Source organism: Methylobacterium sp. J-076 (genome assembly GCF_022829405.1).
Taxonomy (GTDB): Bacteria; Pseudomonadota; Alphaproteobacteria; order Rhizobiales; family Beijerinckiaceae; genus Methylobacterium.
In genome coordinates, this window is sequence record NZ_JAKSXW010000118.1 from 118,187 (window position 1) to 131,692 (window position 13,506).

14 protein-coding genes are annotated in these 13,506 nt (G+C 70.0%); 12 read left to right on the top strand and 2 right to left on the bottom strand.

From position 1 onward, the window contains the following. Nucleotides 1-137: 137 nt before the first annotated feature. The 10 genes from MKK53_RS11860 to MKK53_RS11905 all read left to right on the top strand — a co-directional run bounded on the left by MKK53_RS11860 (nucleotide 138) and on the right by MKK53_RS11905 (nucleotide 9,889). A complete protein-coding gene (locus MKK53_RS11860) occupies nucleotides 138-1,055 on the top strand; it encodes a branched-chain amino acid ABC transporter permease (RefSeq protein ID WP_243928898.1) in 918 nt (305 codons plus the stop codon). After that, on the top strand, nucleotides 1,055-2,452 hold the full coding sequence (gene livM, locus MKK53_RS11865) for a high-affinity branched-chain amino acid ABC transporter permease LivM (RefSeq protein ID WP_243928899.1): 1,398 nt from the start codon (nucleotides 1,055-1,057) through the stop codon (nucleotides 2,450-2,452). Before MKK53_RS11860 ends, livM begins: the two co-directional genes overlap by 1 nt. After that, nucleotides 2,452-3,312: an ABC transporter ATP-binding protein gene (locus MKK53_RS11870; RefSeq protein WP_243928900.1), complete on the top strand. Its 861-nt coding sequence runs from the start codon at nucleotides 2,452-2,454 to the stop codon at nucleotides 3,310-3,312. The genes livM and MKK53_RS11870 overlap by 1 nt, the downstream gene beginning before the upstream one ends. Before the next feature lie 205 nt (nucleotides 3,313-3,517). Then, entirely contained in the window at nucleotides 3,518-4,327 is an 810-nt protein-coding gene (locus tag MKK53_RS11875; RefSeq protein WP_243928901.1) for an ABC transporter ATP-binding protein, read from the top strand. Continuing rightward, nucleotides 4,320-4,667 (top strand): DUF6867 family protein, encoded by a 348-nt coding sequence (locus tag MKK53_RS11880; RefSeq protein ID WP_243928902.1) that lies wholly within the window; start codon nucleotides 4,320-4,322, stop codon nucleotides 4,665-4,667. Before MKK53_RS11875 ends, MKK53_RS11880 begins: the two co-directional genes overlap by 8 nt. A gap of 62 nt (nucleotides 4,668-4,729) precedes the next feature. Next, nucleotides 4,730-5,851, top strand: coding sequence for a branched-chain amino acid ABC transporter substrate-binding protein (locus tag MKK53_RS11885; RefSeq protein ID WP_243928903.1), 1,122 nt, complete (start codon nucleotides 4,730-4,732; stop codon nucleotides 5,849-5,851). A 382-nt stretch (nucleotides 5,852-6,233) separates the two neighbouring features. After that, the gene (locus MKK53_RS11890) at nucleotides 6,234-7,157 is read left to right on the top strand and encodes a transporter substrate-binding domain-containing protein (RefSeq protein WP_243928904.1); all 924 of its coding nucleotides are present in this window, start codon (nucleotides 6,234-6,236) and stop codon (nucleotides 7,155-7,157) included. A 381-nt stretch (nucleotides 7,158-7,538) separates the two neighbouring features. Further along, entirely contained in the window at nucleotides 7,539-8,261 is a 723-nt protein-coding gene (locus tag MKK53_RS11895; protein WP_243928905.1) for an amino acid ABC transporter permease, read from the top strand. Between the two features lie 58 nt (nucleotides 8,262-8,319). Then, nucleotides 8,320-9,012, top strand: coding sequence for an amino acid ABC transporter permease (locus tag MKK53_RS11900; protein WP_243928906.1), 693 nt, complete (start codon nucleotides 8,320-8,322; stop codon nucleotides 9,010-9,012). 148 nt (nucleotides 9,013-9,160) lie between these two features. Beyond that, entirely contained in the window at nucleotides 9,161-9,889 is a 729-nt protein-coding gene (locus tag MKK53_RS11905; RefSeq protein ID WP_243928995.1) for an amino acid ABC transporter ATP-binding protein, read from the top strand. Between the two features lie 546 nt (nucleotides 9,890-10,435). Here MKK53_RS11905 and MKK53_RS11910 read toward each other — a convergent pair. Further along, nucleotides 10,436-11,458, bottom strand: a complete 1,023-nt coding sequence (locus MKK53_RS11910) for a gamma carbonic anhydrase family protein (RefSeq protein WP_243928907.1) — start codon at nucleotides 11,456-11,458, stop codon at nucleotides 10,436-10,438. A 133-nt stretch (nucleotides 11,459-11,591) separates the two neighbouring features. Between MKK53_RS11910 and MKK53_RS11915 the strand changes: the two genes are divergently transcribed. Then, complete coding sequence (locus tag MKK53_RS11915) at nucleotides 11,592-12,065, top strand: molybdenum cofactor biosynthesis protein MoaE (RefSeq protein ID WP_243928908.1); 474 nt, start codon at nucleotides 11,592-11,594, stop codon at nucleotides 12,063-12,065. A 16-nt stretch (nucleotides 12,066-12,081) separates the two neighbouring features. Here MKK53_RS11915 and MKK53_RS11920 read toward each other — a convergent pair whose 3' ends face one another. Beyond that, on the bottom strand, nucleotides 12,082-12,225 hold the full coding sequence (locus MKK53_RS11920) for a hypothetical protein (protein ID WP_243928909.1): 144 nt from the start codon (nucleotides 12,223-12,225) through the stop codon (nucleotides 12,082-12,084). Between the two features lie 125 nt (nucleotides 12,226-12,350). On the opposite strand from MKK53_RS11920, the gene MKK53_RS11925 reads away from it, so the two are divergent. After that, nucleotides 12,351-13,496 carry an AI-2E family transporter gene (locus tag MKK53_RS11925; protein ID WP_243928910.1) on the top strand — a complete coding sequence of 382 codons (1,146 nt, stop codon included), beginning with the start codon at nucleotides 12,351-12,353 and terminating at the stop codon, nucleotides 13,494-13,496. The last annotated feature ends 10 nt before the right edge of the window (nucleotides 13,497-13,506 follow it).

Here is a 13,506-nt window from a genome sequence, read left to right on the forward strand (position 1 = left end):
GCCGTGAAGACAACGGTTTTGTGTCAACAGCCGGTGGGGCCGAAAGCTGTGGCGCGACGGCCACGCCTGCGGTACGGGACTTGCGGACCTGCCGGAGGAGGTGTGCCCGCACACCGGGGTCCCAAGCGGACGGATGCATGGACGTCTTCGTACAGCAGCTCATCAACGGCCTGACGCTCGGCTCGATCTACGGCCTGATCGCGATCGGCTACACGATGGTCTTCGGCATCATCGGCATGGTGAACTTCGCTCACGGCGACGTCTTCATGGTCTCCTGCTTCATCTCGCTGATCGTGTTCCTGCTGCTCACGACGTGGCTCGGCATCTCCTCCATCGCGCTGGCCTTCCTCGTGGTGCTGGTGGTGGCGATGGCGCTCACCGCCCTGTGGGGCTGGGCGATCGAGCGGGTGGCCTACCGGCCGCTACGCGGCTCGTTCCGGCTGGCGCCGCTGATCTCGGCCATCGGCGTGTCGATCTTCCTGTCGAACTTCGTGCAGGTGGTGCAGGGGGCGCGCAACAAGTCGATGCCGCCGGTCCTGTCGGGGGGCGTCACCCTGTTCGAGCGGGACGGCTACGCGGTGTTCCTCTCCTACAAGCAGTGCCTCATCATGGCGGTGACGGCGGTGCTGCTCACCGGCTTCTGGTACCTCGTCCAGCGCACGCCCTTCGGCCGCGCCCAGCGCGCCTGCGAGCAGGACCGCAAGATGGCCGCCCTGCTCGGCATCGACGTGGACCGGACGATCTCCCTCACCTTCGTGCTCGGCGCCGCCCTCGCGGCGGTCGCGGGGGTGCTCTACGTGATGTATTACGGCGTGGTGTCGTTCTCGGACGGGTTCGTTCCCGGCGTGAAGGCCTTCACGGCGGCGGTGCTCGGGGGCATCGGCTCCCTGCCCGGCGCGGTGCTCGGCGGGCTGATCATCGGCCTGATCGAGACCTTCTGGTCGGCCTATTTCTCCATCGAGTACAAGGACGTGGCCGCCTTCTCGATCCTGGCGATCGTGCTCATCTTCATGCCCTCGGGGATCCTCGGGCGGCCCGAGGTCGAGAAGGTCTGATGACCCGCCCCGTCACCGACGCCCTCCCGGCGAGCGCGATGGCCGGCATCCTGCGCGACGCCGCCCTCTACGCCCTCGTCGCCTTCGGCCTGTGCGTGCCGCTGATCGCCTACCGGGCCGATCCGGGGCCGGGCAGCGACCTCGTCCTCGTACCCCGCTGGGGTCTGGTGGCGATCCTGTGCGCGGCGGTGTTCGGCTTGCGCCTGCTCCAGCGGCTGGTCCTGCTGCGGAGGGACGCCCGCCGGGCGCTGGCCCCCTCCCCCGCCCAGGCCACCGAGGCGGTGGGTGGCGAGCCCGATGCCGGGCAGGCGGTGTCGAAGCTCGGCCTGCGGGCCTTCGTGGCGGTGGCCCTCACCCTGCCGGTGCTGGCGGTGCTCGCCACGGGCGACCTCGCCTCGTCGCGTTACTGGATCGACCTCGGCATCCTGATCCTCACCTACGTGATGCTCGGCTGGGGGCTGAACATCGTGGTCGGCCTCGCCGGCCTGCTCGACCTCGGCTACGTCGCCTTCTACGCGGTCGGCGCCTATTCCTACGCCCTGCTGTCGACCACCTTCGGCCTATCCTTCTGGGTGTGCCTGCCGCTCGCCGGCCTGTTCGCCGGCCTGTGGGGGATGCTGCTCGGCTTTCCGGTCCTGCGCCTGCGGGGCGACTACCTCGCCATCGTGACGCTGGCCTTCGGCGAGATCATCCGCCTCGTGCTGATCAACTGGACGGACGTGACCGGCGGCGCGGCGGGCGTGTCCTCGATCCCCCGGGCGACCTTCTTCGGCATCCCCTTCTCGCCGGACGAGGACGGGTTCGCGGCGAAGTTCGGCCTCGAATACGATTCGATGCACCGGGTGGTGTTCCTCTACTACCTGATCCTCGTGCTGGCGCTGATCACCAACCTCGTCACCCTGCGCCTGCGGCGCCTGCCCATCGGCCGGGCCTGGGAGGCCCTGCGCGAGGACGAGATCGCCTGCCGCTCGCTGGGAATCGACACCACGGCGACGAAGCTCACCGCCTTCGCCCTCGGGGCGGCCTTCGGCGGCATCGCCGGCTCGTTCTTCGCCGTGCGGCAGGGCTTCATCTCGCCGGAGAGCTTCACCTTCCTGGAGAGCGCGATCATCCTGGCGATCGTCGTGCTCGGCGGCATGGGCAGCCAGTTCGGCGTCGCCATCGCGGCGGTGGCGATGGTGGCCGGCCCCGAGATGCTGCGCAACCTCGGCGGGCTGAAGGCCGTGTTCGGCGAGGGGTTCGACCCCAGCGAGTACCGGCTGCTGCTGTTCGGCCTCGCCATGGTGGCGATGATGGTCTGGCGGCCCCGGGGGCTGATCTCGGTGCGGATGCCCTCCGTCACGCTGGGGAAGCGCCGGGCGATCTCCGGAGCCCACGTGAGCGAGGGGCACGGCTGATGGCGCCCCCCGTCCTCAAGGTCGATCACCTGACCATGCGCTTCGGCGGCCTCACCGCCATCGCCGACCTGTCCTTCGAGGCCCGGGCGGGGGACATCACGGCGCTGATCGGCCCGAACGGGGCCGGCAAGACCACCGTGTTCAACTGCATCACCGGCTTCTACAAGCCGACCGAGGGCATGCTGACCCTCACCCACCGGGACGGCCACACGCACCTGCTGGAGCGCCTGCCGAACCACAGGGTGAACGGCACGGCCCGGGTGGCGCGCACCTTCCAGAACATCCGCCTGTTCCCCGGCATGACGGTGCTGGAGAACCTGCTGGTCGCCCAGCACAAGGCCCTGATGCGGGCCTCCGGCTACACCGTGCTCGGGCTCCTCGGCTTCAAGGTCTTCCGGGACGCGGAGGCCGCTGCCATCGAGAAGGCCAAGGGGTGGCTGGCGCGGATCGACCTCCTGGACCGGGCCGACGAGCCGGCGGGCGGCCTGCCCTACGGGGCGCAGCGCCGCCTGGAGATCGCCCGGGCGATGTGCACCGATCCGGTGCTGCTCTGCCTGGACGAGCCCGCCGCCGGCCTGAACCCGCGGGAATCCCTCGAACTGAACGCCCTGCTCCGGCACATCCGCGACCGCGAGGGCACCTCGGTGCTGCTGATCGAGCACGACATGTCGGTGGTGATGGAGATCTCCGACCACATCGTGGTGCTCGACTACGGCAAGAAGATCGCCGACGGCACGCCGGAGGAGATCCGCACCAACCCGAGCGTCATCGCCGCCTATCTCGGCGTCGAGGACGAGGAGGTGGAGGCGGTGGAGGCCGAGGTCGGCCTGTCCCTGCCGCATGAGGGCGCGCCGGCATGAGGGCCTTGCCGAAAACTCCGCTTCATTCCACTCACGACCTCATCCTGAGCGGACCCACCATGCCGCCCCATCTTTGCGAGCGCAGCGAAGCCATCCAGGGATCCGCCACCGTCTTGAGACGTCCCGCTGCCCTGGATTGCTTCGCTGACGCTCGCAAAGACGGGGGTGGTCTTCGCCTGTCCGGCCCGATTCCGAGGACGAAAAGGTGAGCGTCGCCGGCATCAACGTGCTCGTGGAGGAGACCCGGGCGATCCAGGCCGGGGGCAGGCCGCCGCTCCTCTCGGTGCGCGGCGTCTCGACCTATTACGGCAGCGTCGCCGCCCTGAAGGGCGTCGACCTCGACGTCGGCGAGGGCGAGATCGTCACGCTGATCGGCGCCAACGGGGCCGGCAAGTCCACCCTGATGATGACCGTGTTCGGCGCGCCCCAGGCCCGCTCGGGGACCATCACCTACGAGGGGCGGGACATCACCCGGGTGCCGACCCACGCCATCGCCCGGCTCGGCATCGCCCAGTCGCCCGAGGGCCGGCGGGTCTTCCCGCGGATGACCGTCCACGAGAACCTGCAGATGGGCGCGGCCCTGCACGAGGGCCGGTTCTTCGCCGAGGACCTCGCCAAGGTGGTGACGCTGTTCCCCCGCGTCGGCGAGCGGCTGCACCAGCGCGCCGGCACCATGTCCGGGGGCGAGCAGCAGATGCTGGCCATCGCCCGCGCCCTGATGAGCCGGCCGAAGCTGCTGCTGCTGGACGAGCCGTCGCTGGGCCTCGCGCCGCTGGTGGTGAAGGGCATCTTCGACGCGATCCGCCGCCTCAACCGGGAGGACGGGATGACCATCTTCCTCGTGGAGCAGAACGCCTACCACGCCCTCAAGCTCGCCCACCGGGGCTACGTGCTGGTCAACGGGCGCATCACCCTGAGCGGCACCGGCCGCGAACTCCTGGACGACCCCTCCGTGAAGGCGGCCTATCTCGAAGGCGGCCACGCCGCCCCGGCGGCGGGGGGCGGGCATGCTTGACGGCCTGCTCTTCGAGGAAGGCTCGGTGTGGCTGTTCCTCCTCGTCACGGTGGTGATGGGCGGCTGGGCCGGCTGGATGGCGGCCAGGGGCATCGCCAAGGGCTGGCGCCCGTACTGGCATTGCCTGCCGGCCCTGCTGCTCGTGGCGGCGGCGGTGCGCTTCATCCACTTCGCCCTGTTCGGCGGGACGCTGCTCTCGGCCCATTACTACGCCGTGGACGCCCTGGTGGTGCTGCTGATCGGCTCGGCGGGCTTCCGCGCGACGCGCACCCGCCAGATGACGAGCCAGTACCGCTGGCTCTATGAGAAGACTTCGCCGCTGACCTGGCGCACGCGCTGAGTCGGAGCGTTCGGCATCTCGGTTCGCCCGGCTGTTCCGGGTGCAAGCAGGGGACTATGGCGATGCGATCGGTACTTCTGGCGGGCCTCGCGCTCGGCGTCCTGGCCTCCGGCCCCGCCCTAGCGCAGGTCAAGATCGGCGTCGGCGCGCCGATCACCGGCAACAGCGCCGCCTTCGGCGCCCAGCTCAAGAACGGCACCGCCCAGGCGGTCGAGGACTTCAACAAGGCCGGCGGCATCATCGGCCAGAAGGTCGAGATGGTGGCGGGCGACGACGCCTCCGACCCCAAGCAGGGCGTCTCGGTCGCCAACAAGTTCGCCTCCGACAAGGTGAAGTTCGTCGTCGGGCACTTCAACTCGGGCGTCTCGATCCCGGCCTCCGACGTCTACGCCGACGCCAACATCGTCGAGATCACCCCCGCCTCGACCAACGTGAAGTTCACCGAGCGCGGCCTGTGGAACACCTTCCGCACCTGCGGCCGGGACGACCAGCAGGGCGCGGTGGCGGGCGATTACCTCTCCACCAAGTTCAAGGGCAAGAAGGTCGCCTTCGTCCACGACAAGACGCCCTACGGCAAGGGGCTGGCCGACGAGACCCTGAAGGCGTTCAAGGCCAAGGGCGGCAAGGAGACCCTGTACGAGGGCGTCAACCCGGGCGAGAAAGACTATTCGGCCCTCGTCTCCAAGTTGAAGCAGAACGGCGTCGACGTGGTCTATTTCGGCGGCTACTACACCGAGGCCGGGCTGATCCTCCGGCAGATGCGCGACCAGGGCCTGAAGGCGCCGATGATGGGCGGCGACGGCATGGTCGACCGGGAGCTGGTCTCCATCGCCGGCCCCGCCGCCGAGGGCACCCTGACCACCTTCCCGCCGGACGCGCGCAAGAACCCCGCCGCCAAGGACGCCGTCGCCGCGTTCAAGGCCAAGGGCATCGATCCGGAGGCCTACACCCTCTACGCCTACGCCGCGGCGCAGATCTTCAAGCAGGCGGCCGAGGGCGCCAAGTCCCTCGACGGCAAGAAGGTCGCCGCCTTCATGCGCGAGGGCAAGCCGTTCCAGACCGTGCTCGGCCCGATCTCCTTCGATAAGAAGGGCGACATTACCAAGCCGGACTACGTGATCTACGAGTGGAAGAAGGGCGCCGACGGTCAGATCGGCTATGCGGGCAACGAACTGACGCAATAAACGCCAGGCATGACTTCGGGGAAGCCGTCTTGCCGCATGGCGGGGCGGCTTCTCGCGTTGCGAAAGACGTAAAATCGTCATCGAGACCTGTGGGGGGGCCGGTCTCGCCCGGTGCACGGCCCCGGAAAACGTGCAAGATGCCCCCGCACGGGCGCTCAGCCCGGCTCCGAGTGTGGGCGAGGCGCGGAGGATGGCTCCCGGTGGATCACGGCGGTGCGAGGGGGCCGGGCTCGGGCCCGGAAGGCCGCGCCCGCCATCCGGTCTCCGTTCTCCAGCTTGGCCATTCCGGCATCAACGTTGCAAAGGCGTCGCCCGAGCGGGCGGGCCTGCACCCGACACCGCCTGCCGACCGCGTTCGGCCAGACCCAGGAGTTCCGTACCGATGCAGTTCGTTCTCGCTCGCCGTGGCGTCGCCGCGGCGCTCGGCCTCAGCCTCGCCGTGGCCCCCCTCGCGGCCGGCGCCGAGGATCTGACCGGCACCCTGAAGAAGGTGAAGGATTCCGGCGCCATCACCATCGGCTACCGCGATTCCTCCGTGCCGTTCTCCTACCTCGGCGGCGACGAGAAGCCCGTCGGCTACGCCATGGACATCTGCTACAAGATCGCCGACGCGGTGAAGGCCAAGCTCGGCCTGCCGAAGCTCGACGTGAAGCTCAACCCGGTCACCTCCGCCACCCGCATCCCGCTGATGGCCAACGGCACGATCGACCTCGAATGCGGGTCGACCACCAACAACGCCGACCGCCAGAAGCAGGTGGGCTTCACCAACAGCCACTTCCTCACCGCGACGCGGTTCGTCTCGAAGAAGTCGGCCAACCTGCACACGATCGAGGACCTGAAGGGCAAGACCGTCGTGTCGACCTCGGGGACCACCAACATCCGGCAGATCAACGAGGCCAACACCGAGAAGAAGCTCGGCCTGACGATCCTGCCCGCCAAGGACCATGCCGAGGCGTTCCTGATGGTCGAGACCGGCCGCGCCGTCGCCTTCGTGATGGACGACGTGCTCCTCGCCTCCCTCGTCGCCTCCTCGAAGGACCCGGCGGCCTACGAGATCTCGAAGGAAGCCCTCTCGAAGCCCGAGCCCTACGGCATCATGCTGCGCAAGGACGACGCGCCCTTCAAGCAGGTGGCGGACGAGGCCACCGCCAAGCTCTACACCAGCCCCGAGGGCAAGGCGCTCTACGACAAGTGGTTCACGCAGCCCATCCCGCCGCGCAACATCAACCTCAACCTGCCGATGAGCGACGAGATGAAGAAGCAGTTCACCAAGCCGATCGACAGCGCCGACCCGGCTGCCTACTGAGCCTTCGCCCCTGAACAGGCGCCCCGCGGCACGATCCGCGGGGCGCCACGCTCCGATCGGGGACCGTTCGGGTTTTCTCGACCACGCTCGAAGTCGGGCCGAACACCACTTTCGCGCCACCCGCACCCTCATCCTGGGTGTCCGACCGAAGGCCACCTTTGCCCCCCCCAGAGCCTCATCCTGAGGTGCGGCGAGAGCCGCCTCGAAGGAGGGTTCCAGGGATCGCGCGGTGGGCTGGAGCCCTCCTTCGTGGCCCCCTTCGCGGGCACCTCAGGATGAGGGTGCGGGCGGGACGACACTGATTTTCCGGCCAGGCTCCCGCGAGGGGAGCCAGGGTGGAACACCTTCTGTAAGACGGCCTCTTTTGGTAGAAGTGTCGCGATGAACTACAATTGGAACTGGAGCATCTTCTTCGAACCCTCGCCCGAGGGGACGGGGACCTACGCGGACATGCTCCTGTCCGGCCTGTACTGGACGGTCGTCACCGCCCTCTGCGCCTGGGTGATCGCGTTCACCCTCGGCTCGCTCATGGGCGTGCTGCGCACCCTGCCGAGCCGGACGGCCAACGCCATCGGCACGACCTATGTCGAGATCTTCCGCAACGTCCCCCTGCTGGTGCAGATGTTCCTCTGGTACTTCGTGCTGCCGGAAATCCTGCCCCGGGGCATCGGCGACGCGGTCAAGCAGATGCCGGACGCGCCGTTCTACACGGCGGTGGTGTGCCTGGGCTTCTTCACCGCCTCCCGCGTGGCCGAGCAGGTGCGGGCCGGCATCCAGGCCCTGCCCCGCGGCCAGCGGATGGCGGCCACGGCCATGGGCTTCACCACGGCGCAGACCTACCGCTACGTCCTGCTGCCCAACGCCTACCGCATCATCCTGCCGCCGATGACCTCCGAGTTCCTGAACAACCTCAAGAACACGTCGGTGGCCCTCACCATCGGCCTCCTGGAGCTGACCGGCCGGGCGCGCTCGATGCAGGAATTCTCCTTCCAGGTGTTCGAGGCCTTCACCGCCGCGACGATCCTCTACGTGGCCATCAACCTCGTGGTCGTCGTCTGCGCGAGCGTGCTCGAACGCTCCGTCGCCATCCCCGGGCAGCGCTGACCGCCCCACCCCCGCTGCAACCTGCCGCCCCCGAGGCGGCGACCGCGCGCAGGCCGAGATGCTCTCGAACTTCGATTTCTCCGTCATCCTCACCGCCCTGCCCTACCTGTTCGGGACGGGCATGGTCTTCACCCTCTCGCTCACCGCCATGGCGGCGGTGGGGGGCGTGATCCTCGGCACGCTGCTGGCGATGGCCCGGCTCTCGGGCATCCCCGGCGTCTGGCACCTCGCCAAGGGCTACGTGGAGCTGTGCCGCTCCCTGCCCCTCGTGCTGGTGATCTTCTGGTTCTACTTCCTCGTGCCGTATATCGGCGCCTACGTGACCGGCGCGGCGACGCCGATCCAGGTCGGCGCCTTCCCCTCGGCGCTGATCACCTTCATGGCCTTCGAGGCGGCCTACTTCGCCGAGATCATGCGCGCGGGCATCCAGTCGGTTCCCAAGGGGCAGACCGCCGCCGCCTCGGCGCTGGGCATGAATTACTGGCAGACCATGGGCCACGTCGTCCTGCCCCAGGCCTTCCGCAACATGCTGCCCCTTCTGCTGACGCAGACCATCGTGCTCTTTCAGGACACGTCCCTGGTCTACGTGCTGTCCCTCACGGATTTCATGGGCGCGGCCTCGAAGGTCGCCCAGCGCGACGGGCGCCTCGTCGAGATGTATATCTTCGCGGCCGTCGTCTACTTCGCGATCTGTTTCTCCGCCTCCCTCCTGGTGCGTCGCCTGCAGCGTCGCGTCGCCATCATCCGCTGATCAGGGGACCCATCCCATGACCTCCTCCCCGATGCCGGCTCCGACCGCCAAGCAACCCGCCGTCGATTCCGACCACGCCCCGAAGGATGCGGGCCTCCAGGCGGGCGGCCTGATCTCCGGCGCGCCCAAGGCCGTCGCCGGCGAGACGATGATCGCCATCGACGCCATCAGCAAATGGTACGGCGATTTCCAGGTGCTGACGAACTGCACCACCCGGGTCGCCAAGGGCGAGGTGGTGGTGGTCTGCGGCCCCTCCGGCTCGGGCAAGTCGACCCTGATCAAGTGCGTCAACGCCCTCGAGCCCTTCCAGAAGGGCCAGATCACGGTGGCGGGCACCAAGGTGCTCGACAAGTCCACCAACCTGCCGAAGCTGCGCTCCCGGGTCGGCATGGTGTTCCAGCATTTCGAGCTGTTCCCGCACCTGACGATCACCGACAACCTCACCATCGCCCAGCGCAAGGTGCTGGGCCGGGGGGCCGAGGATGCCAAGAAGCGCGGCCTCGACCTCCTCGCCCGGGTCGGGCTCGGCGCCCACGCCCACAAGTTCCCGGGCCAGCTCTCCGGCGGCCAGCAGCAGCGCGTGGCCATCGCCCGGGCGCTCGCCATGAACCCGGTGGTGATGCTGTTCGACGAGCCCACCTCGGCCCTGGACCCGGAGATGGTCGGCGAGGTGCTGGACGTGATGGTCGAGCTCGCCAAGGAGGGCATGACCATGATGGTGGTGACCCACGAGATGGGCTTCGCCCGCAAGGTCGCCGACCGGGTGATCTTCATGGACCGGGGCGAGATCGTGGAGGACGCCACGAAGGACGAGTTCTTCGGCAGCCCCCGCTCCGAGCGGGCGCAGACCTTCCTGTCGAAGATCCTGCAGCACTGAGCGGGCGCCCGACGCCGCCGTCGGGCGTCCCCGCCGTCATCCCGCGCCCTCTCCGTCATCGCGAGCGCAGCGAAGCGACCCAGGGCGGCGGGCGATGTGCGGATGTGGCGCCGCTGGATTGCTTCGCTTCGCTCGCAATGACGGCGGTGGTGGGCGGGCGGCCCTCCTCCGTCGTCGCGGGCTCATGCCGTCAGCCGCGCGCCTTCACCGTCATCCGCGCATCCCCGCCGTCATCGCGCGCCCTCTCCGTCATCGCGAGCGCAGCGAAGCGACCCAGGGCGGCGGGCGGTGTTCGGATGTGGCGCCGCTGGATTGCTTCGCTTCGCTCGCAATGACGGCGGTGGGGGGTGGGCGGCGCCCCCCGTCGTCGCGGGCCCACGCTCAGCCCCGCGCTTTTTCCATCATCCGCGTCCCCGCCGTCATCCCGCGCCCTCTCCGTCATCGCGAGCGCAGCGAAGCGACCCAGGGCGGCGGGCGGTGTGCGGATGGGGCGCCGCCGGATTGCTTCGCGGCGCGCGCAGTGACGGCGGCGGGTGCGATGAGAACCTACCCCGCCATCTCCTCCTGCGCGGCGCGGTACTCGCGCCCGTGCTGGCAATAGCCCTCGACGATGCGCAGCATCATCGCCCGGCGGTCGGCGTCGAGGGGGGCGAGGATCCGGGCCGGGCGGCCGCCCCAGAGATGGCCGGAATCGAGGATCTGGCCGGGATCGGTGGTCGAGCCGGCGGCGAGCATCACGTCGTCGGCGATCAGCGTGCCCGGCGCCACCGCGGCACCGATGCCGATGAGCGTCCGGGCGCCGATCCGGCAATCGGCGATGCGGACATTGTGGGCGATCGTGGTGTCCCGGCCGATCACCACGCCCTCGCCCCGCGTGCGGATGACCGTGTTGTCCTGGATGTTGGTGTCGGCGCCGATGACGATGGGGCCGGCCTCCGCCTCAAGGGCGCAGCAGAACAGCACGCTCGCCCCGGCCCCCAGGCCCACCCGCCCCCGGAGCCGGGCGGTGCGGGCCACGAACACGTCCGGGTCGATGTCCGAGGGCGGCTCGCCCTCCGGCCCGATCCCCTCGGCGCTGCGCTCGCGCAGACGCTCGGCCCGGTCGGCGGCCTCGCCCGGCGCGACGGGGCGCACGGGTCTGGCGGGGCTGCCGGCATAGGCGAAGCCCCCCTCCAGCGCCGAGCGGGGGAAGACGGTGGCGCCCGCCTCGATCACCGCGCCGTCGCCGATGGTGGACCCGTCGAGGATCACCACGTCGTCCTCGATCACCACGTCGGAGCCGATCGTGCAGGCGTGCAGCACGCTGTTGCGCCCCACCGTCACCCGGTCGCCGCAGGTGGTGCCCTGGCTGAAGGTCGCGATATGCACCGTCGAGCGGTGACCGAGCCAGAACCGGTCCCCGAGGGTGACCGGCTGCCCGTCCGCCCGGATCACCGCCGCGTCCCCGAGCCAGGCCTGGTCGCCGATCGTCGCCGCGCCGATCACGGTGCTGCCGCGCCCGCACCAGACCGGGCGGCTCGCGAAGCGCGGCGCCTCGGCCCCGTAAGGCAGCGTCATCTCTGGGTTCATCGCTGCCTCGCGCCTCGCGCCTCTGCGGCCCAGGGGGCCGGTGCCGTCACCCGCCCCTCCGTGCCATATAGGGCACGGCCGAGACAGTCGGGCGCAAGGCCCGGCGCCCCGGGGGAGCAACATGGAGAGCCCGATGCGCGACGAGAGGGTCTCGATCCAGGCCGAACCCTTCGACGTCGCCGCGGAGATCGCCCGCATTGAGGCCGACTTCGCCGGACGGGTCGGGGCGGTCGTCACCTTCTCCGGTCTGTGCCGGGACGAGGCCGGGCGCCTCGCGGCCCTCGAACTCGAACATTACCCCGGCATGGCCGAGGCGGAGATCGCGCGGGTGGTGGCAGAGGCCGCCGCCCGCTGGCCGCTCCAGGCGGTGCGGGTCATCCACCGGCACGGGAAGATCGCCCCCGGCGACGGCATCGTCCTCGTGGTGACGGCCTCCGGCCACCGGATCGCGGCCTTCGAGGCGGCGAGCTTCCTGATGGACTACCTCAAGACGAGGGCGCCGTTCTGGAAGCGCGAGCACCTCGCCGACGGCACGACCGGCGGCTGGGTGGAGGCCACCGCCGCCGACGACACGGCGGCGGGCCGGTGGGAGGGCGCCGGGCGGTGAGGCCCCGCCCCCCGTGTCAGATGAGGGCGGTGAGGATCAGGGCGACGGCGCCGCCGGCGATGGCGAGGCCCATGAGCACGATGCTGCTCAGCTGATCGCGCTGGTCGACGTTGTCCCCCGGGGCGAGGCGGTTGAGCCGGGTGCTGCCGTGGTTGTCCATGTGGGTGTCCTCTTGCGTCGGGCCTGAACGGTCTCAACGCGCGTCCGCCGATTTCGTCCCTGGGGGTTGACCGGGGAGCCGCCGCGTCGTTCGGAGGGGCGCCCCCGGGGCCCGCAGGACACCCAATGACCGAATCGAAGCTCGACGCCCTCAGGGGACCGGTCGGTCCATGGCGGGGCGCGGCGCCGCTCGCCGGCTCCGGCATCGCCGTGATCTGCTTCACCGCCGCCCTCGCCCTCGCCTGGATGTCGTCGGGCACGTTGCTCCTCATCTTCGCCGGGATGCTGCTCGGGGTGTTCCTCGACGGCCTGACCCGGGCGCTCGGCCATGTCCTGCCCATCCCGCGCGGCCTGCGCCTCGCCCTGGCGAGCGTCGCGGTGGCATTGCTCGCCATGAGTTTCGCCACCTATGGCGGCGCGACCATCGCCCAGCAGGGGCGCGACCTCGGCGGCACGATCAAAACGCAGGCCGATTCGGTGAACGGCTGGCTCTCGAACCACGGGATCGACGTACCGCTCCTCAATTCACCCAAGGAGGACGGCCGCTCCGGGCGGGAGCCGGGCCAGCAGGAGGGCGGCCTCGGCGGCCTCGCCTCGGGCCTGCTCAAGAGCTCGGGCTCGGTGCTGTCGAGCGCGAGCAGCGTCCTCGGGCCGGCCACCGCGGTGGTGCTCGGCCTCGTGGACGCGGTCGGCAACCTGATGGTGATCGTGTTCCTGGGGGTGGCCTTCGCCGCCGACCCGGCGAGCTACCGGGACGGGAGCCTGCGCTTCGTGCCCCCCGCCAAGCGCGCCCGGGCCGGGAAGGTGCTCGACGGGGCCGGCGAGACCCTGCGCCACTGGCTGTTCGGCCAGTTGCTCACCATGACGGCGATCTTCCTGTTCACCTGGGCGGGGCTGTCCTTCCTGGGGATCGGCGGCGCGCTGATCCTCGGCCTCCAAGCCGGGCTGCTGGCCTTCGTGCCGACCGTGGGGCCGCTGGTGGCGGGCCTCGTGATCCTCCTGGCCGCCCTCGCCTCCGGGCCGAAGGCCCTGCTCGGGGCCCTCGGCGTCTACCTCGCGGTGCAGTGCCTGGAGAGCTACGGGCTGACGCCGTTCATCCAGAAGCGGGCGCTGGACATCCCTCCGGCGACGATCTTCGCCGGGCAGCTCATCCTGGGCGTGATCTTCGGCCTCTGGGGCATCGCGCTGGCGCTGCCCCTCCTGGCGGTGATCAAGGTGCTGCTGGAGCAGCTCTACGTCGAGGACACCCTCGGCGAGCACCCGGGGGATTGAGGCCCGCGCC

Bases quoted from the DNA above. Each gene is read 5' to 3' on its own strand.
- MKK53_RS11860 (WP_243928898.1), top strand. From the start codon at position 138: ATGGACGTCTTCGTACAGCAGCTCATCAACGGCCTGACGCTCGGCTCG.
- livM (WP_243928899.1), top strand. From the start codon at position 1,055: ATGACCCGCCCCGTCACCGACGCCCTCCCGGCGAGCGCGATGGCCGGC.
- MKK53_RS11870 (WP_243928900.1), top strand. From the start codon at position 2,452: ATGGCGCCCCCCGTCCTCAAGGTCGATCACCTGACCATGCGCTTCGGC.
- MKK53_RS11880 (WP_243928902.1), top strand. From the start codon at position 4,320: ATGCTTGACGGCCTGCTCTTCGAGGAAGGCTCGGTGTGGCTGTTCCTC.
- MKK53_RS11885 (WP_243928903.1), top strand. From the start codon at position 4,730: ATGCGATCGGTACTTCTGGCGGGCCTCGCGCTCGGCGTCCTGGCCTCC.
- MKK53_RS11890 (WP_243928904.1), top strand. From the start codon at position 6,234: ATGCAGTTCGTTCTCGCTCGCCGTGGCGTCGCCGCGGCGCTCGGCCTC.
- MKK53_RS11895 (WP_243928905.1), top strand. From the start codon at position 7,539: ATGAACTACAATTGGAACTGGAGCATCTTCTTCGAACCCTCGCCCGAG.
- MKK53_RS11900 (WP_243928906.1), top strand. From the start codon at position 8,320: ATGCTCTCGAACTTCGATTTCTCCGTCATCCTCACCGCCCTGCCCTAC.
- MKK53_RS11905 (WP_243928995.1), top strand. From the start codon at position 9,161: ATGATCGCCATCGACGCCATCAGCAAATGGTACGGCGATTTCCAGGTG.
- MKK53_RS11910 (WP_243928907.1), bottom strand. From the start codon at position 11,458: ATGAACCCAGAGATGACGCTGCCTTACGGGGCCGAGGCGCCGCGCTTC.
- MKK53_RS11915 (WP_243928908.1), top strand. From the start codon at position 11,592: ATGCGCGACGAGAGGGTCTCGATCCAGGCCGAACCCTTCGACGTCGCC.
- MKK53_RS11920 (WP_243928909.1), bottom strand. From the start codon at position 12,225: ATGGACAACCACGGCAGCACCCGGCTCAACCGCCTCGCCCCGGGGGAC.
- MKK53_RS11925 (WP_243928910.1), top strand. From the start codon at position 12,351: ATGACCGAATCGAAGCTCGACGCCCTCAGGGGACCGGTCGGTCCATGG.